The 21408-nt window shown below is 28.0% G+C and carries 21 protein-coding genes and 1 other annotated feature; of the genes, 12 read left to right on the top strand and 9 right to left on the bottom strand.

The window, feature by feature from the left end; all coding sequences use genetic code 11:
• Window positions 1-33: 33 nt before the first annotated feature.
• Window positions 34-291 (top strand) — a binding site (T-box leader).
• A gap of 123 nt (window positions 292-414) precedes the next feature.
• Both asnA and E5347_RS06575 read left to right on the top strand, forming a co-directional pair.
• A complete protein-coding gene (gene asnA / locus E5347_RS06580; protein WP_136005673.1) occupies window positions 415-1428 on the top strand; it encodes an aspartate--ammonia ligase in 1014 nt (337 codons plus the stop codon).
• A gap of 161 nt (window positions 1429-1589) precedes the next feature.
• Complete coding sequence (locus E5347_RS06575; RefSeq protein WP_136005671.1) at window positions 1590-1778, top strand: ferredoxin; 189 nt, start codon at window positions 1590-1592, stop codon at window positions 1776-1778.
• Between the two features lie 97 nt (window positions 1779-1875).
• Here E5347_RS06575 and E5347_RS06570 read toward each other — a convergent pair whose 3' ends face one another.
• Both E5347_RS06570 and E5347_RS06565 read right to left on the bottom strand, forming a co-directional pair.
• Complete coding sequence (locus E5347_RS06570; protein WP_136005669.1) at window positions 1876-2379, bottom strand: threonine/serine exporter family protein; 504 nt, start codon at window positions 2377-2379, stop codon at window positions 1876-1878.
• A 15-nt stretch (window positions 2380-2394) separates the two neighbouring features.
• Window positions 2395-3159, bottom strand: a complete 765-nt coding sequence (locus E5347_RS06565) for a threonine/serine exporter family protein (protein ID WP_136005668.1) — start codon at window positions 3157-3159, stop codon at window positions 2395-2397.
• Window positions 3160-3448: 289 nt separating this feature from the next.
• Between E5347_RS06565 and glyA the strand changes: the two genes are divergently transcribed.
• The 4 genes from glyA (at window position 3449) to E5347_RS06545 (ending at window position 8108) form a co-directional block, all read left to right on the top strand.
• Window positions 3449-4684: a serine hydroxymethyltransferase gene (gene glyA, locus E5347_RS06560; protein WP_136005666.1), complete on the top strand. Its 1236-nt coding sequence runs from the start codon at window positions 3449-3451 to the stop codon at window positions 4682-4684.
• A gap of 138 nt (window positions 4685-4822) precedes the next feature.
• Entirely contained in the window at window positions 4823-6289 is a 1467-nt protein-coding gene (locus E5347_RS06555) for a methyl-accepting chemotaxis protein (RefSeq protein WP_136005665.1), read from the top strand.
• 67 nt (window positions 6290-6356) lie between these two features.
• Complete coding sequence (locus E5347_RS06550; protein ID WP_136005664.1) at window positions 6357-7112, top strand: exodeoxyribonuclease III; 756 nt, start codon at window positions 6357-6359, stop codon at window positions 7110-7112.
• A 258-nt stretch (window positions 7113-7370) separates the two neighbouring features.
• The gene (locus E5347_RS06545) at window positions 7371-8108 is read left to right on the top strand and encodes an N-acetylmuramoyl-L-alanine amidase (RefSeq protein ID WP_136005662.1); all 738 of its coding nucleotides are present in this window, start codon (window positions 7371-7373) and stop codon (window positions 8106-8108) included.
• A 190-nt stretch (window positions 8109-8298) separates the two neighbouring features.
• On the opposite strand, the gene E5347_RS06540 is transcribed toward E5347_RS06545, so the two are convergent.
• Window positions 8299-9444, bottom strand: a complete 1146-nt coding sequence (locus E5347_RS06540) for an amidase domain-containing protein (RefSeq protein WP_136005661.1) — start codon at window positions 9442-9444, stop codon at window positions 8299-8301.
• Window positions 9445-9595: 151 nt separating this feature from the next.
• On the opposite strand from E5347_RS06540, the gene E5347_RS06535 reads away from it, so the two are divergent.
• The 3 genes from E5347_RS06535 (at window position 9596) to ymfI (ending at window position 12417) form a co-directional block, all read left to right on the top strand.
• On the top strand, window positions 9596-10552 hold the full coding sequence (locus E5347_RS06535) for a metallophosphoesterase (protein WP_136005659.1): 957 nt from the start codon (window positions 9596-9598) through the stop codon (window positions 10550-10552).
• Between the two features lies 1 nt (window position 10553).
• Entirely contained in the window at window positions 10554-11486 is a 933-nt protein-coding gene (locus E5347_RS06530; RefSeq protein ID WP_136005658.1) for a dipeptidase, read from the top strand.
• 187 nt (window positions 11487-11673) lie between these two features.
• The gene (ymfI, locus tag E5347_RS06525; RefSeq protein WP_136005656.1) at window positions 11674-12417 is read left to right on the top strand and encodes an elongation factor P 5-aminopentanone reductase; all 744 of its coding nucleotides are present in this window, start codon (window positions 11674-11676) and stop codon (window positions 12415-12417) included.
• A gap of 502 nt (window positions 12418-12919) precedes the next feature.
• Here ymfI and E5347_RS06520 read toward each other — a convergent pair.
• The 3 genes from E5347_RS06520 to E5347_RS06510 all read right to left on the bottom strand — a co-directional run bounded on the left by E5347_RS06520 (window position 12920) and on the right by E5347_RS06510 (window position 14768).
• Window positions 12920-13390: a hypothetical protein gene (locus E5347_RS06520; RefSeq protein WP_136005654.1), complete on the bottom strand. Its 471-nt coding sequence runs from the start codon at window positions 13388-13390 to the stop codon at window positions 12920-12922.
• Between the two features lie 323 nt (window positions 13391-13713).
• Complete coding sequence (locus E5347_RS06515) at window positions 13714-14178, bottom strand: NUDIX hydrolase (protein WP_136005653.1); 465 nt, start codon at window positions 14176-14178, stop codon at window positions 13714-13716.
• Between the two features lie 140 nt (window positions 14179-14318).
• Entirely contained in the window at window positions 14319-14768 is a 450-nt protein-coding gene (locus tag E5347_RS06510; protein WP_136005651.1) for a hypothetical protein, read from the bottom strand.
• Between the two features lie 517 nt (window positions 14769-15285).
• On the opposite strand from E5347_RS06510, the gene E5347_RS06505 reads away from it, so the two are divergent.
• Window positions 15286-15777, top strand: a complete 492-nt coding sequence (locus tag E5347_RS06505) for an RNA polymerase sigma factor (RefSeq protein ID WP_136005649.1) — start codon at window positions 15286-15288, stop codon at window positions 15775-15777.
• The gene (locus E5347_RS06500) at window positions 15767-16669 is read left to right on the top strand and encodes a zf-HC2 domain-containing protein (protein ID WP_136005647.1); all 903 of its coding nucleotides are present in this window, start codon (window positions 15767-15769) and stop codon (window positions 16667-16669) included. The genes E5347_RS06505 and E5347_RS06500 overlap by 11 nt, the downstream gene beginning before the upstream one ends.
• 178 nt (window positions 16670-16847) lie before the next feature.
• Here the strand turns inward: E5347_RS06500 and E5347_RS06495 are convergent, their stop codons facing one another.
• The 3 genes from E5347_RS06495 to E5347_RS06485 form a co-directional block, all read right to left on the bottom strand.
• Window positions 16848-16973: an LPXTG cell wall anchor domain-containing protein gene (locus tag E5347_RS06495; RefSeq protein ID WP_136005646.1), complete on the bottom strand. Its 126-nt coding sequence runs from the start codon at window positions 16971-16973 to the stop codon at window positions 16848-16850.
• Window positions 16974-17286: 313 nt separating this feature from the next.
• Window positions 17287-17712: an NAD(+)--rifampin ADP-ribosyltransferase gene (gene arr, locus E5347_RS17235; RefSeq protein ID WP_425350434.1), complete on the bottom strand. Its 426-nt coding sequence runs from the start codon at window positions 17710-17712 to the stop codon at window positions 17287-17289.
• A 783-nt stretch (window positions 17713-18495) separates the two neighbouring features.
• On the bottom strand, window positions 18496-18912 hold the full coding sequence (locus E5347_RS06485) for a hypothetical protein (RefSeq protein WP_136005643.1): 417 nt from the start codon (window positions 18910-18912) through the stop codon (window positions 18496-18498).
• 172 nt (window positions 18913-19084) lie between these two features.
• On the opposite strand from E5347_RS06485, the gene E5347_RS06480 reads away from it, so the two are divergent.
• The gene (locus tag E5347_RS06480; protein ID WP_136005641.1) at window positions 19085-21283 is read left to right on the top strand and encodes a DNA topoisomerase III; all 2199 of its coding nucleotides are present in this window, start codon (window positions 19085-19087) and stop codon (window positions 21281-21283) included.
• The last annotated feature ends 125 nt before the right edge of the window (window positions 21284-21408 follow it).

Raw genomic sequence — 21408 nt, 5'->3', positions numbered from 1 at the left:
TTTTTTAGATGATAATATATAGAAAAAGAAATTTTAAATGCTATGATGAGAAGAAGTAGAATTAATGCATCTTTAAAGAGAGTTTTACCTTGGCTGAAAGTAAAATAAGAAAGTTAGTTTGAATAACATCTCTGAGCTATACCCCCAAAGATAACAACTAGTAGGCGGTAATCGGGCGCACCCGTTATAGTGATAGAGTATCTAAGTTTTACTTACGTACTTGATAAGGTTATTATTGTGAAGTAATAGCGAATTAAGGTGGCAACATGGAATGTAACTTTCATCCTTTTATAGGGGTGAAGGTTTTTTTATTTTGTCTAAAAAAGTTAATAATTCTTTAAAGAGTTTAAATATACGTATATTTATAAAAAATTTTATTAAAAAGCTAATCAAAAATTAAAGGGGGATTTTTTTATGAAAATCGATGGAATAATTGTACCAGAAGACTACAAAAGTAGCTCAACATTAATTGAAACTGAAATTCATATTAAAAAAATTAAGGATTTTTTTGAAAGAGCATTAGCTGAGGCATTAAGTTTAACTAGAGTTTCTGCACCTTTATTTGTTGAATCCAGCAGTGGAGTAAATGATAGTTTAAATGGAGTTGAGAGACCAGTTAAATTTGATATATTAGCAACAGGCAGTGATGTAGAAATAGTTCATTCGTTAGCTAAATGGAAGAGATTAAGTTTATATAGATATGGATTTAATGTAGGAGAAGGACTATATACAGATATGAATGCAATTAGAAGAGATGAAGAATTAGACAACCTTCATTCTGTATATGTTGACCAATGGGATTGGGAAAAAATTATAACTAAAGAAGAAAGAACAGAAGAAAAACTTAAGGAAATAGTTAGTACTATATATGGAGTATTTAAGAAAACTGAAGCTTTTGTTAAAAGTGAAGGTATGGGGAAAGAGATAGACCTTCCAGAAGAAATTTTCTTTATTACAACTCAAGAACTTGAAGATTTATATCCAGATTTAACAAGTAAAGAAAGAGAAGATGCTATATGTAAAAAGCATAAGGCTGTTTTCTTAATGAAGATAGGGGATAAGTTAAAATCAGGTGAAAAGCATGATGGAAGAAGTCCAGACTATGACGATTGGAATTTAAATGGAGATATATTATTCTGGTATCCATTACTAAATAGAGCTTTTGAGCTTTCATCTATGGGAATTAGAGTTGATAAAGAGTCACTAGATTACCAATTAAGAGTTTCAGATAATGATTTTAGAAGAGAGTTTGAATTTCATAAGATGCTATTAAATGATGAACTACCATTTACAGTTGGTGGTGGAATTGGACAATCAAGAATTTGTATGTTCTTTTTAAATAAAGCCCATATTGGAGAAGTTCAATCAAGTGTCTGGGATGAAAAGAATTTAAAAGTATGTAGAGAAAATGCAATAAATTTATTATAAGCGAAATAATTACTTTAAATTAGAGCTTTCTATTAATAATTAACTGTAGTTAATATTGACATTTCTATATAATTATTTATAATGAGGGTATATTAGGTAATAATTATACATGTTAAATTTTAAGAAGATATAAATTTAATGTAAATAAAGGAGGCGGGTTTATGAAAGCATTCGTAGACGAAAATACTTGTATATCATGTGGATTATGTGAAGGGATATGTCCTGAAATTTTCTCATTAGAATCAGGAGTATCACAAGCTAAGGAAGGTCCAGTACCAGCTGAATATGAAGATGCAACTAGAGAAGCTTGTGATAGCTGTCCAGTTACTGCAATATCAGTAGAAGAATAATTTAATAGTTTAATATCAAAGTAGATATTATCCAATAAGAAAAGGTGGATTCATTAATTTGACTCCACCTTTTTGTAAATATGTATTACTGTCTAATTTATTTTTTTCTATAATTATCGAGTCTGTATTTAAATAGCCTTCTTTTAGATATTTTTTCAATTTCTCTTATCTCACGTTTATTTTTGGCTGACATAAGTAGTTTTGTTATAGTAGATACAAAAATCACACCTAAAGCTAAAGAACCTGCACTAGCTAAAGTATTTAAACCAAGCTCTATTGATTCCATTATATTGCCATTTACAGCTTCGTACATTGTATAATACATGCCACCTCCAGGTACTAGGGGAATAAGGGCGCAAATTATTAAGGAAGTAACTGGAGTTTTTAAGACTCTAGCCATTATTTCTGAATAAATACTAAATATTATTGCTGAAATAAAAAATGATGAAGTTGTATCCAAACCAAATTCAAAACAAATTAAGCTTACAAACCAACTTAGTCCACCTCCAAGGGCAGCATAAAATAAGTTTTTACCTTTTATATTAAATAGTATCCCAAATCCTAGGGTAGCAAAAAAAGCAAATAGTGATTCACTTAACATAATAATCCTCCTAAATTACAGGGTTCCAAAGGTTGATATCCAAAAGCTAAGAACAGCACCAGTACCTATAGCTATTGAGATAGCTACTAGAAATGCCTCCACAGCTCTTGTAAGGCCTGCTAGTAAGTCACCAGATATTGTATCCCTAATAGCATTAGTAATAGCAAGACCAGGCACTAAAAGCATTATAGATCCTATTATAGTTTTATCTAAATCTACAATTAAGTTTGATTTTAATAAAAAAATTGCAACGATTGCTGCTACACCAGCACAAATGCTATTTATAAAAAATTGGTTAATTCCTAAGCTAGCAAATTTAATAGATACAGATTTTATTACAAGACCAATTAAAAAGGCAGCTAGAGCTTCTCTTAGTTCTCCACCAAATAAGAAAACAAAGCAAAAAGCACCTAATGCAGAAATTAATATAGCTGTTGTATCACTATATCTTTCGCCATTATCAATTAATTTTAATTGCTCTTTAAGCTGAGAAACTGTTAATCCTCTATTTATAATATTTCTAGATAGATCGTTAACCTTATGCACTTTATCTAAATCTATAGTGCGAGTTGATACTCTTCTTATTAAAGAATGAGTTTTACCATCATGGCATATTGAAACCATGACACCTGTGGTGGTAACAAAACTTTCAGCTTCTTCAACTCCGTAAATTTTACAAATTCTCCATACTATTTCTTCTGCCCTATAAGTTTCTCCACCAGATTCTAACATTATTTTTCCAGCAAAGGTTGCAACATGAAGTATTTCATTTAAATCCATAAAGATTACTCCTTAAACTAAAAAATTTCTTTATATATTTTCAAAAAATACTAGCATTACTTAGATGCTAGCAAAATATTTTTTCAATGAAATATAGTTAATATATTATAACTTATGTATTATAACATATGGAAATAGTTTATTATAGTAGTTTGTATATTTAATAATCTATTTATTAAATAATATCAATAAAAATTAAATAATTACAAATATCAATTGATTATTCTTGGAAATAAACTTATAATTTACTCAAAAGTAATTTTAAAAAATATTAATTTGGGGTGATAAAATGAATTTTGAAAATCTTTCAAGAGAAGATAAGGCTATTAGTGATTTAATTGAAAAGGAGCTAAAAAGACAGCAGGATGGAATTGAATTAATTGCATCTGAAAACTTTGCTTCTAAAGCAGTAATGGAGGCTATGGGCTCTTTCCTTACTAATAAGTATGCAGAAGGGTATCCAAACAAGAGATATTATGGTGGATGCCATGTTGTAGACGAAGTTGAGGATATAGCTAGAAATAGAGCTAAGGAACTATTTGGAGCTGAACATGCTAATGTTCAACCTCACTCAGGTTCACAAGCAAATATGGCAGTATATCTTTCAGTTCTTGAAACAGGAGATACTGTTTTAGGGATGGACTTAAGCCATGGAGGTCATTTAACTCATGGTTCACCAGTTAACTTTTCTGGTAAGTTATATAACTTTGTATCTTATGGAGTAGATAAGGAAACTGAAACTATAGATTATGATGTAGTAAGAGAATTAGCTTTAAAGCATAGACCAAAGCTTATTGTTGCTGGTGCAAGTGCTTATTCAAGAATAATTGATTTTAAAGCTTTTAGAGATATTTGTGATGAAGTTGGAGCATATTTCATGGTAGATATGGCTCATATTGCAGGATTAATAGCTGCAGGAGAACATCCATCACCAGTTCCATATGCAGATTTTGTTACATCAACTACTCATAAAACTTTAAGAGGACCTAGAGGTGGATTAATACTTTGCAAAGAAAAATATGCAAAGCAAATAGATAAGACTATCTTCCCTGGAATTCAAGGAGGACCATTAATACATACAATTGCAGCTAAAGCAGTATGTTTTAAAGAAGCTTTAGATCCAAGTTATAAGGAATATATTAAGACTGTTGTTAATAACTGTAGCGTACTAGCTAATGAATTAATAAACTATGGCTTTAAAATAGTGTCAGGTGGTACAGATAATCATTTAATTCTTGTTGACTTAAATAATAAGAATGTTACAGGTAAGGATGCAGAAATAATATTAGATTCAATAGGAATTACTGTTAATAAAAACACTGTTCCGAATGAAACTAAGAGTCCATTTGTAACTTCAGGTATAAGAATAGGTACAGCAGCTGTATCTACTAGAGGATTTAATGAAGATGATATGAAGGAAATAGCATCAATAATTAACGATACTCTTTCAGTAGAAAACCCTAATATAGAAGAGTTAAAGGGAAGAGTTAAGTCATTATGTGATAAGCATCCTTTATATAATTAAAAATGTAAATGAAATTAGTAGAAATATGTATTGTAAATTAATTCATATTTCTACTTTTTTTCATTCTTATAAAAAAATGTAAAGGAAGATATGGATAATACGAGAATACAATAGAAGAAAATTAAGGGGGAAAAGAATTTGAGAAACAATGTGACGAGGCAAACCAATAGAGGATTTGTTATAGCAACAACAGCCCTTACAATTACATACTCATTAGGATTACTATTTATGATAGGGAGTAATATAATTGATAAGAATTTTGCATTAATAGCTCTTGGTATAATATTTATATTTACAGCTATTATGCTAGTATTTTATTTCAAAAATAAAGAGAATATTAAAATTAGGCATATAATTGGAACACCGTATGCAATTGTATATGCAATTTTATTATTTAAGTCAAACTTAATGGTTGCACCAATAGCAATTGTACCACTTATAGTTATATGCATGATTTATTTAGATCATAAATTTATGATTGCTCCAATAGTTGGGGCTGCTATATTTAATATAATTTGGGTAGTTATAAATATAAAAAATCCTAGTATGAGAGAAAATATTATTCTTGAAATAGTTTGTATTTTTATGTTTTATATTATGGCTTATATAATAACAAAGATATCTAATAGAATGAGAGAAGAGGCAGATTTAGAAAAAAGAAAAAGTTCTAATATGGTTAAAGAACAAGAAAAAATATTAAATGAAATTAGAGATGCAATAGAACTATTAAATAAGAATACTACTTCAATTTCTGGTACTTTTAATACAATAGAATCATCTTCTAGTAATATTAGTAGTGCTATTTTAGAAATACTAAATGGATGTGAAGTTACAACTTCAAATATTGAAGAGCAAAATAAGGCTTCTAGCAATATAAGATTAGATATTGAAAGTGCAGTTAATAATTCTAAGGAAATGGAACTGAAGTTTAAAGAAAGTAGAGACACTTTTGAAACTATATTTGGAATGATAGAAGATGTAGCTAAAAATTCGAAAAATGTTAAGTCTAAAAACTCTGAGGTTTATATTATAGCAAATGAGCTAAAAGAAAAAACATCTAAAGTACTTATGATAATTGATATAATAAGTGATATTTCAGAGAAAACAAATCTCTTAGCATTAAATGCAGCAATAGAGTCTGCTAGAGCTGGTGAGTATGGAAGAGGATTTTCAGTTGTAGCAGAAGAAATAAGAAAACTTGCAGAGCAAAGTAAAGAATCTTCTAATGAAATAAATAATATTATAAGAGATTTAGAAAATGAAGTTTTAAATGTTTCTAAATCTATAAATGATGTAACAAATATTATTAACGAAGAAGAAAAAATAGTCCGAAATACAACAAGTGGACTTCATAATCTTACAAATGGATTAAATAAAATGGAGGAACTTGTTAAGAACGTTACTAACAAAATAATAGCTATAGATAGCGATAATTCAAAGATAACAGATGGGATCACTAATGTAGCTTCAATTTCAGAAGAGACACTAGCTAATTCTCAAAGTACTGCTGCAATTGTAGAAATATTATTTGCTGAAGTAACTGAAGCTAAGAACTCTTTAGATGAACTTGTTGGACTAGCGAAGAAAATGAATACTTATTCTTAAAATGATATTAAATTTAAAATATGTTATAATAAATTATATTTACAACATAGCAAAGGAGAATTTTAAAATGAAGTTAATATCGTGGAATGTTAATGGGATAAGAGCTTGTGTAACTAAAGGATTTTTAGATTTCTTTAATGAAATGGATGCAGATATATTTTGCATTCAAGAAAGCAAGCTTCAAGCAGGTCAAATTGATTTACAATTAGAAGGATATCATCAATATTGGAATTATGCTGAGAAAAAAGGATATTCAGGAACAGCAATTTTCACTAAGAAAGAACCTTTATCAGTTACATATGGTTTAGGAATAGAAGAGCATGACAAAGAAGGAAGAGTAATTACTTTAGAATTTGAAAATTTCTATATGGTAACTGTATATACTCCAAATTCAAAAAATGAACTTGCTAGATTAGACTATAGAATGGTGTGGGAAGATGCCTTTAGAGAATATTTAGTAAACTTAGACAAGAAAAAGCCTGTTATAGTATGTGGAGATTTAAATGTAGCTCATAAAGAAATAGATTTAAAGAATCCTAAAACTAACACCAGAAATGCTGGGTTTACAGAAGAAGAAAGAGGTAAATTTACTGAATTATTAAATGCAGGATTTACAGATACTTTTAGATTCTTTTATCCAGATTTAACAGGAGTCTATTCTTGGTGGTCATATAGATTTAGTGCAAGAGCAAAGAATGCAGGATGGAGAATTGATTATTTTGTAACTTCAAAATCAATAGATGAAAAATTAGTTGATGCAAAAATCCATACTGAAGTATTAGGATCTGACCATTGTCCTGTAGAATTAACAATTGAAATATAATTTTTTAAGAGCTGTCTTATGGCAGCTCTTTTTATGTTAAAGGAAAAAATTACATGAGTCATTAAGGAATTAGATATTAAGCTAAGTTGAATAATATAAACAAGCTATGCACAATATATATTTAATTAACTAATATATATGTTTCAATAAATAATCTAAATCTTGTAGTTTCATAAAATTTTAAGCGAAAATATTTTTAGTCAAATTACATTAATTGAAAGCATAGAGCAATAAAATTTTTATAACTTAGGAGGAAAAATGAAAAAGAAAAACTTTATTAGTATATTAATAGTTTCCATTATTTCTTTTAATAGCTTAGCTTTAAATCCAAAAGCTTTTACAGAAGAGGAAAATAAAAAATTAGTTATATGTATTGATGCTGGACACCAGAAGAAAGGTGATAGTAAGCTTGAGAATGTTTCACCAAATTCTAGTAATAAAAAGCCCAGAGTTTCTCAAGGTACTGAAGGTATTTCAACAAAGAAACCTGAATATGTAGTTAATTTAGAAGCAGCAGCTATATTAAAAGACTTACTTGTAGAAAAAGGCTACACTGTAATTATGACTAGGGAAGAGCATGATGTAAATATAAGTAATGCAGAGAGAGCTGAAATAGCTAATAAATCAAAAGCAGATATGACAATTAGAATTCATTGTGATAGTTTAAAAGACAATAGTAAAACAGGTGCAACTCTTTTAGTTCCATCTAGCAAGGGAAGCACAAAAGATATTTTTGATGAAAGTAATAAGTACGCTGAAATATTAAAGTCTAACCTAAAAGATAATGGAGTTAAGGTTAATGGAATATTTGAGAGAAATGATATTACAGGCTTTAACTGGTCAAGAGTTCCAGTAGTAATATTTGAAATGGGATTTATGAGCAATAGTTGTGAAGATGCTATGTTATGTGACCAAAACTATCAAAGAAAGCTTATGAGTATAGTAGCAGACTCTATAGATCAATATAAAGATGGTATAAAGGGATTAAAGAATTAATAATAAAAGAGAAAACTTATTTTAAATTATAAAATTTGATTAGTCTAGGGCTATAGCTAGGGCATAGCCTTTTTAGTCTTGTAATTTATAAGATTTATTAAAAATAAGGTAAATAAGAAATAGGGCTATTGCTAGTGGAAATTAATTTCCACTAGCAATAGCCCTTAAAATTACTTTAATATTTAACTTTTTAATAATGTACATGGATTAGGTGAAATTTGATATTATCATTACTCCATCCTAAATCATATGGAACTAATAATCTATTTGTATTATGGCATGTTACTAAAGGATAACCTTTAGAATCAAAGCCAGTTACTGTTGATACATGAGTTATTCTACCTTTCTTTTCATATGCTACAAAGTCACCAGGTATTAAGTTAAAGGCTGCTTTGTATATGTTTTGATAACTACCTTTTGCAATATAAGAAGCTCTACCGCTTGAAACCATATAATTTTTAAAGCCTTGAGCATTAAGCCAAGCTTTAGTACCTTCCTTACCAGCATAATTCCAGGTTCCATTCTTTTTAAAACCACCACCTTCAAATAAGATTTGGGAAGCAAAATTAGCACAATCACCACCATCGGGATTATGATCTTTGTAGCCAGGATTATACTTAAAGGTGAATTCTTCATCTTCAGAAACACCACAATACTTATGAGCATACTCTATTGCCTTTTGAATTTTTTCTGAAGGAGTATATTCAGGAGCAGTTTGGCTTAGGATGTAACTTTTAATTTCATCAGACTTTATATTATTTAAATCTAGAGAATCAGCAAAAGGATCAGTGTACCATTCTTTAGTTATTATATATCGATCATCTTGTTTTCTTAAATTCAAATAATGATTAGTACCAAGCCTAAAGTGATTTATAGTTTCAGGGCTATCTACATAATAATAATTGAAATCTGTAGCAACATCACAAATTATTCCATAGAGGCCAGGTTCTTTTTCTGCTACTTTTCTTATTCGTACAATAGATTTTAAATCCTTAAATTTAACAGATTGTTTTTCTGACCAATTAATTAAGTATTGGGTTTTCTTGGCTTCACTTTCATAAGCCCATAAGCTAACTTTTATTTTCAAATCATAAAATTCCTTAAGAAGCTCTGAATCAGCTGAAACTATAGCAGTATTTCTCTTTGTAAACAAATCTTCTATTAAGACTTTAAACTCTCTCTTTATCTCTTCAGAAGAGGTATCTATTAAGCTTGAGGATTGAATTTCTTCATTATATAAATCAAAATCTTCTTTATCAGCTTTAACTTTAAAATAAGGTATCAAATTGAAAACTAATAAGGATATAAGAATAAGTTTATTAAATTTTAGCTTCAAATTCTTTCTTCTCCTTTCAAAGTAGACTATATATGTAGTTTGTACTAAAAAACAAAATTTATATGTATCTTTAAATTAAATAACTAGGATACTTTTAGCAAATTTGTAATTTAAACATATAATATTTATAATTAATTTTAGGGGAATATTAATGAAGCGATTTAATTATCTTTATGAAAATTCAAAAGAAGTTAAATTTGATAATGGAGATAATATAGTATTTATATCTGATATTCATAGAGGAGATGGGACTTTTTATGATTCATTTCTACCAAATAAGAATATATATAAGGCAGCTTTATCTTATTATTATAAAAAGGGCTTTACTTATGTAGAAGTAGGAGATGGGGATGAACTTTGGAAAAATATTAATTGTACAGATATAGCTTATATATATAATGATGTTTTTAAGGTGTTAAACAAGTATAAAGAAGAAAATAGACTTTATATAATTTATGGTAATCATGATATAATAAAAAGTAGGGAAAATTTTTATATTTCACAATATAGAGCTTTAAAAAAGATAGGCAATAATTATGGTCATAATTTTTTAAAGTTTATAAAGGATTTAAATTTTTATGAAGGTATAAATTTTAAATATACTCCAATAAATGAAAAGTTTTTAGTAACCCATGGTCATCAAGCTGATGAATTTAATTATAGGTATTGGATGATTTCTAGATTCTTAGTTAGATATCCATGGAAGTTTTTAAATGGAATTGCAGGTTTTAGAGATCCTTCAAGTCCAGCTAAAAATAATAAAAAGGGAAATAAAGTAGATAAAAGATTAGAAAAGTGGGCTAAAGATAATGGTAAGATGATATTGTGTGGACATACTCATAATAGTAGAATGCCTGAATGTAAAGAGCCGCCTTACTTTAACGATGGATGTGCAGTTTTACCTTATGCTATTACTGCAATTGAAATTGAAGGTGGAAGGATCTCTTTAGTTAAATGGAATATAGAAGCTCAAGAATCAGGTGTTTTATGGGTAAGACGAAAGATCATTACTGGTCCTAGAAATATAGAAGAGTATTTATTATGGGCAAGACAAGAAAGAATTAGAATGATAGAAGATGAAAAAACTAAAAAAAGAAAAGGGGATTAAAATGAATTCAATAGATTTACATTGTGACACAGCTAGTAGACTTTTATATGAAAACTTAAAATTAAGAGAAAGTATATGTAAGGTAGATATAAAGAAGTTAAAAGAAGGAAAAGCTTTAGCACAAGTATTTGCACATTTCATAGAGCTAGATTTAGTTAAAAATCCTTATGAAGAATTTATAAAGATGTATAATAATTTTACAAAGGAATTAAAGGAAAATGAAGATAGCATAGAATTAGTTAGAAATTTAAAAGAATTGGAAGAGGTTAATAGCTTAGGAAAAATAGGAGCCTTTTTATCAATTGAAGAAGGTGAAGTTCTTGAAGGTAAGGTAGAAAGAGTACAAGAGCTTTATGATATGGGAATAAGGTTTATTACTTTAACATGGAACTTTAAAAATAGTATAGGCTATCCTAATGTAGGCTATAAATATAAAGATAAGGGATTAACTGAAAGAGGTAAGGAAATAGTATTAGAAATGGAGAGGGTTGGAATAATTCCAGATTGTTCTCACTTATCTGATGGTGGATTTTATGATTTGGTTAATATTTGCAAAAAACCATTTATTGCAACACATTCAAATGCAAGAGAAATAACTGATCATTCAAGAAATTTAACCGATGATATGATAGTTAAGCTTGCTAATAAGGGTGGAGTTATGGGGCTAAATTTCTGTGGACCTTTCCTTGGAAGTGAAAAAGTGCCAACAATTAGTTCAATGATAGCTCATTTAAAGCATATAAAAAATATTGGGGGTGTTGATGTACTAGCATTAGGAACTGATTTTGATGGAATTGAAAATGAAGTTGAAATAAAAAATATTGCTGAAATAGGCAAACTTAGAGATTCATTAATTAAGGAAGGATTTACAAATACTGAAATAGATAAAATTTATTATGGAAATGTAAAAAGAGTACTTAAAGAATGGTTATAAAAATGATATAAGTCTTATATGGTGCTGTCGCACAATGAAAAAACTCCCTAAGGAGTTTTGAAAATAAATTAATTTGGGCTATTTATGTGACTGGCATATAAGATTTATATCCTAAAACTAAAGAAGGAAAATTATAAAGAGGAAACTTTTATAATTTACTAAGGAATAAAAAGTTAAGGAGAAGAAAATGGTAAGTTTACAAGGAAAAATTGCTTTAGTAACTGGTGGTACTAGAGGGATTGGAAAGGCAATTGCATTAGAGTTAATTAAAGAAGGTGCTACAGTAATAATTAATTATTCAAAGGATGATATATCAGCAGAAGAAACATATAAAGAAGTTCAAGAGTTAGGTGGCTATGCTAAGCTTTATAAAGGAGATATATCTAACTATGATTTTTGCAAGGAAATGATAGATTATATAATAAAAACTTTTGGTAAGATTGATATATTAATTAATAATGCAGCTGTTTCCTTCAGAGGATTATTTATGGACTTTTCAAGTAGAAATATTGAAAATATATTTGGAATTAATGTATTTGGAGCTATGTACTTAAGTAAAGAAGTTATACCTCATATGATAAATCGAGGTACTGGTAATATTATTAATATTTCATCTATATGGGGTGAATCTGGAGCTTCTTGCGAAGTATTATATTCAAGCACAAAGGGAGCTATAAATTTATTTACAAAGTCATTAGCTAAGGAATTAGCACCTATGGGAATAAGAGTTAATGGAATTGCTCCTGGAGTAATAGATACAGAAATGAATTCATTTTTGTCTCCTGAAGAAAGAGAAGAGTTAGAAAATGAAATTCCAGTAGGAAGATTCGGAGATCCTAAGGAAGTTGCGGAATTAGTATTATTTTTATGTAGTGAAAAATGTACTTATATAAACGGACAGATCCTAAAAATCGACGGAGCTATGCTTTAAGATTATATTAAACAATAGAACTCTATACATATTGTGCTCAGCATCCGTCGCAAGCTCCAAGTCAGCTTTCACACAATATGTATAGAGTTCTATAACTAATATAAAATCTTAAGATAAAGGTCGGACACGGAAGGAAAAAACTATGCGGGCATAGTTTAACAGAAGTATTATTTTGAGTTATGGGATTATGCTGACCTTGCAAGCTCCAAGTCAGCTTTCACACAATATGTATAGAGTTCTATAACTAATATTAAATCTTAAGATAAACGCGGCGGACACTGAAGGAAAAAACTATGCAAGCATAGTTTAATAGAAATATCATCTATGGTTATATGATTATGCGACCTCGCAAGCTCCAATTTGGTTTACGCATAATATTTGAATTGCGAACTAAAAAATACCACACATTCATTTTGAATAATACGGTATTTTAAATGATTAATATTTAATTTTTCATCATAGTTATGTGGTGGTATTAAATAGGTACTTTGTGATTTTCTTCTTACATAATCCAACTTAACGCAAATAAAATACATATAACCTGCTCTTCATTTGATTTATCAATAATATCAGCTAAATAGCTTCTTCCTATTTCTTCTTTTTCTATAGTAACTGATGCTACTGCTTTTTCATTTTTATTGATAATAAAGTGTGGGCCAAACAAATTACCAACAATTGAAAAGTCACTTCCCATAATCTCGTAAAATTCTTTAAACTCTTTCATATCTCTTTTGATTCTGATTTCATTATTATTTACTGAAATATCTATTTGTGGCAAATCAACTAAACCAAAATTATATCTCATTTTTTCTATAGTTCCTATATTTTCATTGTTAGCATTAATAATGGAATAGCGTGATCTTGTAGGTAATGCTATTGATTTCTTAAAAGTAATAATTTCTTCTCCATTTTCATCTGTTATCTTTATTACCTTTAGTTTTGTAGAAACTCTCATATTTAATATTTTTACCATTTAAAACCCTCCTGTATTTATACAATATTATATTATATTATATTATATTATATTATATTTTTTACCACATTATAATATTAAAATAATTCCTTATTGTTTATTAATAAAAACTCCATTTATTTGCAGCCTTTAAATTTAGTATATTCAAATGGTATTATGCTGTTAATTAACATATAATCTACCTCGTACAATAATACTATTATGAATTTATTATAACATATTTTGGTAAATACCGCACTATTCAATTTTCAAAGAATAAACTTTCCTAATTAGTTCGCAATAAATTCAAATTATTTCTATAAATATACTAGAAAAACTAAATTTTATTGTTTTTTTATTTTTCCATCAACCCATTTATTTAATGCTATCTTTAATGGAGGTGAAATTTCCTTTGGTATTTCTTCGATAGCGAAAAACTTTAACTGCTCAACTTCATCTTCTTGCATCTTTAATTTACCTGAATAATCTTTACATATATAAACAATATCAACATTAGATACTTCATCCCCGTTTGGATAAACATAATGTGTATCTTTTCCGGAAAATATACCAAATAGTTCTAAACTATTTGCAGTCAGTCCAGTTTCTTCATATAATTCCCTTTTAGCTGTATCCTCAACTTTTTCGTCTAATTCAACTGAACCTCCTGAATACCCCCAGCAATGGTTATCGCTTCTTTTTTGTAAAAGAATTCGTCCTTTATAATCTTCTACGATTACACTTGCTCCTACCTGTAATAATGGTCTATTTCCAACAATAGATCGTAAATCCATTATATAATTTGACATTTAACAGTTCTCCTTATGTGAAATTCGTTACAATTATAAGTTAATTATAATATATTTTGTAAATTAAGTGATATTCACTTTTCAAGAATCAAATTTTATCAACTACTTTGAAATATAATTATGGTATTAATTTATTAAGATTATTCATTGGTAACTATTATTTTTATTGTATAAGATACATATCCTTGATTCCATTCACCAAAGACTTCGTAGATGTAAATACCTTTTTCATTAGGAACAATAATTTTGTCATCAGTATAAGTATAGGTGGTATCTTTTGAATCGCCCCAAGCAATTACTTTCACATTATTTGGTTTTTCTGAAAAATCTAAAGTCAACTCTGATTGTGGGTTTACTTCATTACCATCTATAGTTTCTGCAATTTGTTCTGGACTTTCTGAATCAGCATTAATGGTTTCTTTAGTAAAGAGCCCAACATTATTACTCCATTCATAACTACCTTTTGAAACTAATATATCTGAACCATTAGTTGATATTTTTAAGTCTGGAATAGATGCTTTTGGAGTTCTATTGCATCCAACAAATAATAATATAGTTAAAGAGATTAAAGCGTAAAATATTCTCCTCATAAATTCCTCCTATTTTAATTATTGAAACCTTTATAATCTTATTATACATAATTTATGGATTATAATTCCAGAAGAAATTATTTAAATATAACTTAGCAGAAAGTTTATTGCTGTAGTTTGGGAAGTAAAACTATACAATTCTATAGTTTGCTTTTTATTTTAGGTTAATTTAGATAGAGTAATTTATTTAAGTGATGACTTTAGAACAGAAAGTTAAGTTTAAGATGCAAAGATATGAATATTATAATAAATCACATAATAAAGTATTAATGTTATATCATTTGTTTCAGTAGAACCTTTTAGTAGATATATTTATTGATAATAGAGGTTATTATGGAATAAAATTGAAGTTTATGTTAATATAACATTAAATAAAGAGCGGAGAATTATATTATTTTCTAGATAAGTGTTAATGGAGTATAGAAATATACTCCATTAATTATATCTGTAAATAATTTTATTAATTAATTGTAAGATATTTGAAGTATATGCGTCTTATAGATAAGGAGGTGAAGAAGTGGAGGAATTTGAGAAGATATATAATGATTATTTTCTAGATGTCTATTTATATATAAAAAGTTTATCTAATGATGAACATGTAGCACAAGATATTACTTCAGAAACATTTATGAAAGCTATTAAGTCAATTGATGATTTTAAGGGTGATTGTGATATTAGAGTATGGTTATGCCAAATTGCAAAGAATAGCTATTTTTCCTACCTACGTAAAAATAAGAAATTGGAATATGTAGACCAATTTAAAGAACAAGAAGCTGGTTTTGATATTGATAAAGCATTTCTATCAGTAGAAACTTCTATCGAAATACATGAGATTTTGCATAGTCTAGAGGAACCATATAAAGAAGTATTTTCTCTACGTACTTTTGGGGAATTAAGTTTTAAGCAAATTGGTTCACTTTTTCAAAAGAATGAAAACTGGGCTTGTGTTACTTATCACCGAGCTAGAAAAAAAATACAAAGTAAATGGAGGTATGAAAATGAAGATTAACTGTACTGTTATAAAAGATATTTTGCCCTTGTATGTTGAAGAAATGGTAAGTGAAGATACAAGAGTTCTTATAGAAAACCATATTGATGAGTGCATAGATTGCAAAAAAGAAGTTGAAGAAATGAAAACACCACCTAATATACCTATAGATATAAATACTACTGGATTTAAAAATGTAAAGTCTAAATTATATAGGGAGAAGTTTAATGTAATTATTTTTTCAATAATGTTAACTATGATAATTTCAATATTAGTTATTAATTATTTATCAGAACCAAATTATATACAATATTCTAATGATATTGTATCTATAAATACAAAAGATAATGGAGAAATATTTGCTGATTTTGGTGATAAAGTATCTAGTTATAATATATATAAAGACCTTTCTGAAGATGGCTCTAGCTATAATTATCGAATATCTACTTGGGAAACTTTGTGGGATAAGCTATTTAATAATAGAGAAATTGGGACTGTAGTATTAAATCCTAATGGAGAAAAAATAACTTCAATATATTATTACTCAGCAGGTCAATCAAATGATATTTTAATATATGGAAAAAATTTAGCTGAAGGTGATGTAACTATATCTCTGCCAAGATTATTTCTTGCAGGATATTTAGGTATTGCAATAGTATTAACAGTTATATTTTTTATTGTCATGTTAGCAGGATACAAGAGTAAAAGAGCACGAAATATTATAAGTAAGATTTTAATAATACCTATTTCATATGTTATTGGAACTATTTGTATTAAAGGATTTAATACTGCATCATACTCAGCTACACGTGATTTTTTTGTAATATTGCTTATTTCAATCCCAATTTATTTTTTATTATTGATTATTATTAACTTTTATAAAAACATTAAACACAAATCAACAATAGAGTAATAATGAAGAAGATACAGTTAAAATTTAATTGAGAAAAAATAAAAGCAGATTTTAAATTATCAAGAGTAATTTTATAAAAAGTTTTAAAAAATAATATTTACAACATATTATAAATGTATAATATGCTATATTAAAAAGTCCAATGATTTTAAATCACTGGACTTTAGTTAGTAATATATTAAGATTGTTCTGAATTTCTTTTTTTCATATAGATAACGATGCCTAATACTATAATAATTACAAGTCCTACTCCAATAAATAGATGTGATGTTTTAATAGAAAATAAAATTCCTATTTTCCCCATAGAACTATCTACTTTCAAAAAAATATATTATCAATCAATTTTATTTACTAAAAATATAAACAGTGGATAGGGAATATCAACTTTAATCTAGATTCATAATCTATATCTCAGAACATAAATTCTAAATGTACATTAATTAAAAATATGATTAACTCAATATATACGTTGTATGAAAATATAATGAATGACTTCTATTTTAGGAATATAATCATTCCTTGATATTATTTCAAATATCTACCGTATTGCCTAAATTATTCTGATTCTCTAATCACTTAACCTAAAGTATTTCACTTAAGTATGATTAAAGATATATTTAATTAATAATTTCCCCTTTGTTATTAGCTAATTTATCACGCCATTGGCTAATTTCTTCAGGTGTCTTTTTCATCCAGTCTGTTTTTTCACCTACAATTCTTAAAGGGGCTTCAGAGCGATAAGAGCATGTCAAGTTTCCTGGAAATTTCTTATCAGTTACATTTGGATCATTTTCAAAGGGCCCTGTTGGCTTTACAACATAAACTCGTTCTCTGCCTTCTCCCTTTGCTAATCCAGCTGCAAGTCCTGCTCCATTAAGATTGGATGTAAAATAAATGTGATTCATCTTAACTTCAGAATTATAATTTGAATCTCGACCTGATACTAGTAAATCACCAACCTGTAAATCTGCTCTAGTTCCATGATAAAAAGGTCCTTTATCATAAGGTTCAGTATTATATGAATTTGATAATTCATAGTTTATTTTTGCCTTATTATAATTACCTAATTCTTCATAGCATTTTGAGATACTTAAATATATTGCAGGAAAAGCACTCTTAACACTATCATCATTTGATTTTATGGCATACTCTAAAGATGTTTCCATCCATTTTAATCTATTTGAAATATATTTTTCGTGTTTAGCTACTTGATAAGCTGCAATAAATCTTTCAAAGTCATTTGCTGATTCATTCCAAGCTTGAAGAAATAATTCACTTGCTTCTTCAGAGTTACCTTGCTCTTCCATACCAATTCCTAACACGCATAGTCTTATAATTTTGTTTTTTGGATCAAATTTAGTGCTCATTTAATGTCAACTCCTATTAATTTTATAGTTACATTATCTTAACATATATATAATAGCAAATATATCCTTATATTTTCATTTTATACATGCTATAATTAAAGTAGGGAAGGGAATTTTACTAAATAAGAGTACTCTATCTTTTTTATGGTTACTTTGAACAAATTAACGCATGAGGTAATGACTACAATTTTTCTAGGCGTGTACACTAATCTAACGCCTATTTGAGTCGTATTATAATACAATTCGATTTAATCATAACATATTTTGTAAATACAGTACTATTCAATTTTCAAAGATCAAATTTAATTAATTACTTCGCAATATCTACAGGGTGGTATATTAGAAAATAAAGTTATTTATATAGGAAAAGTCTTTTAGAATGATATTTGTTTCTAAAAGACTTTTTTATTTTACTTTAATAAAAATAATATATGATTACTTCATATATTAACTATAGTTTTATCTTGATATACTATTATTATTTGAATACTTTTTATAAGCTTTCTTTATAGCTAATATTATTAATTTAATTAATAAATATATTAAGAAAACATAAATAAATCCATATAATCCATAAACTATATCAGCAAATTCCATATTCCCTCTGTTAGTTAGCTTTTGCTGAATTTCTATTGCAAATACTATTACTACCATTACTGTAAATGTGTAAATAAATGAAATTGCAGTTATGCTATATTTTGCAAGTTTCTTAAAGACTATTTGTGTAAATGCAAAAATTAATATTCCTATTACAGCCATAAATATAAAATGCAGTTGCTTGTCATTAAGTGGGTACCCAGCAATTCCTACTATGTCCAATACTTTGTCATGTAAATCATTTATAAAACTAGCTATTAATTTTAATAATTCTACCATAATAAACCACCCCACAATTATTTATGAGTTATTATATCATTAAATCATTATTATTGCTAATTTATGATATAATATAGACTTATAGGATAATGTAATGGTGCTGTCGCACAATGAAAAATTATTTTGGGTTGTTTGTGGGACACATACATTAAAGAAAGAAAGGACATTTTATATGGGAAAAATATTAGTACTAGCAGAAAAACCTTCTGTTGGTAGAGACTTAGCGAAAGTTTTAAAAGCTAACAATAATAAGGGAGCTTATATTGAAGGAAATAAATATGTAGTAACTTGGGCGCTTGGACATTTAGTTGGTCTGCAAGATCCAGAAGGATATGATGAAAAATACAAAACTTGGAGTATGGAAACACTTCCAATGTTACCTAAGTATATGAAATTAACAGTCTTAAAAAAGACATCAAAGCAATTTTATGAAGTTAAGAAACTTTTAAATAGAAATGATATAGATGAAATAGTTATTGCAACTGATGCAGGAAGAGAAGGGGAGCTAGTTGCAAGATGGATAATAGAAAAGGCTGGAGTTAAAAAGCCTATAAAAAGACTTTGGATATCTTCACAAACAGATAAGGCAATTTTAGATGGATTTAAGAATTTAAAACCTGGAAGTCAATATGAAAATTTATATAAAGCAGCTGTATGTAGAGCAGAGGCAGACTGGATAGTTGGACTTAATGCAACTAGAGCCTTAACTTGTAAGCATAATGCTCAATTATCAGCAGGTAGAGTTCAATCACCTACTTTAGCTATGATAGTAAATAGAGAAGAGGAAATTAAAAACTTCATTCCAAAGGATTACTATACGGTATTAGCTAAGGCAAATAGCTTTTCTTTAACTTATGTTAATAAAGATAATAATGGAAGAATATTTAATGAAGATGCTGCAAATAGCATAGTAAATAAAACAAGGGGTAAGGACGGAGAAGTTGTTTCAATTACAGAAACACCTAAAAAGAAATTTGCTCCAGCTCTTTATGATTTAACTGAACTTCAAAGAGATGCAAATAGAATATGGGGATATTCAGCAAAGCAAACTCTTTCAATAATGCAAAGACTTTATGAAAATCATAAGGTATTAACATATCCTAGAACTGATTCAAGATATATTTCTAGAGATATTGTAGGAACTTTAGAAGAAAGATTAAAGGCAATTTCAGTAGGTCAATATAGAAGTATTGCAAGTGAAATACTAAGAGGAAAAATAAATGCACATAAGGGATTTGTAGATGATAGTAAGGTAAGTGATCACCATGCTATAATTCCAACAGAGCAAAAACCTAATACAGTAAACTTTAGCAGTGAAGAAAGAAATATTTATGATTTAGTAGTTAAGAGATTCTTAAGTGTAATGCTACCTCCTTTTGAATATATACAAACAAATATTGCAGCAGATATAAATGGAGAAAGATTTATTGCTAAAGGGCAAGTAATAAAATCTAAGGGATGGAAAGTCGTTTATAGTAAGGAAGATATAGAAGATTCACCTAAGGATGATGATATTAAAGAGCAAGTATTACCTAAGTTAAATAAGGGAGATAAGATAAAAATAAACTCTATTAACTTAAATAAGGGTCAAACTAAGCCGCCAGCTAGATTTAATGAAGGAACTTTATTATCAGCTATGGAAAATCCTCAAAAGTATGTAAATGTTAATAAAGAAGCTGCTAAAACATTAAATGAAACTGGAGGACTTGGAACTGTTGCTACAAGAGCCGATATAATAGAAAAATTATTTAACTCCTTTGTCATAGAGAAAAAAGGAAAAGAAATAGTTCCAACTTCAAAAGGAAAGCAGTTAATAGAATTAGTTCCAAATGAACTTAAATCACCTTTATTAACAGCAAAATGGGAAAGCAGATTAGATGCTATTAGTAAAGGAAAAGAAAGTGATACTAGTTTCATAAAGGAAATGAAAAACTATTCTATTGCCTTAATAGAATCTATAAAGGGAGATAATAGCAAATTTATTCATGATAATAAAACAGGTAAAAAGTGTCCTAACTGTGGAAAATATCTTTTAGAAGTAAAAGGTAAAAATGGAGTTATGAATGTATGCCAAGATAGAGAATGTGGATATAAGGAAAATGTTAGTAGAACTACTAATGCTAGATGCCCAGAATGTAAGAAAAAGTTAGAAGTTAGGGGACAAGGCGATGGAAAGATATATGTGTGTACCGGAGCTAACTGTAACTTTAGGGAAAAGGCAGCACAATTTGAAAAGAGATTTGATAAAAAGGGCAAAGTAGATAAAAGAGAAGTAAATAATATAATGAAGAAAATGAAAAAAGAAGCAGAAGATTTCAATAACAATCCTTTTGCAGCTCTTCTTGGAAATATAAAAATAGAGGATAAATAATTGAGTCTTTAAGTTTGATTTTCAGGTAGAGAAACCATCCAGGAATATATGTAATTAAGCCTTTGAATTTTATTACTGGTTAGACTAACTTATACTTAAGAAGGTCTGCGAATAGTATCTTTAAG

The sequence above is a fragment of the Clostridium sartagoforme genome (assembly GCF_004794105.1).
GTDB classification, from domain to species: Bacteria; Bacillota; Clostridia; order Clostridiales; family Clostridiaceae; genus Clostridium; species Clostridium sartagoforme_B.
This window is presented reverse-complemented; position numbering and strand designations above follow the sequence as displayed.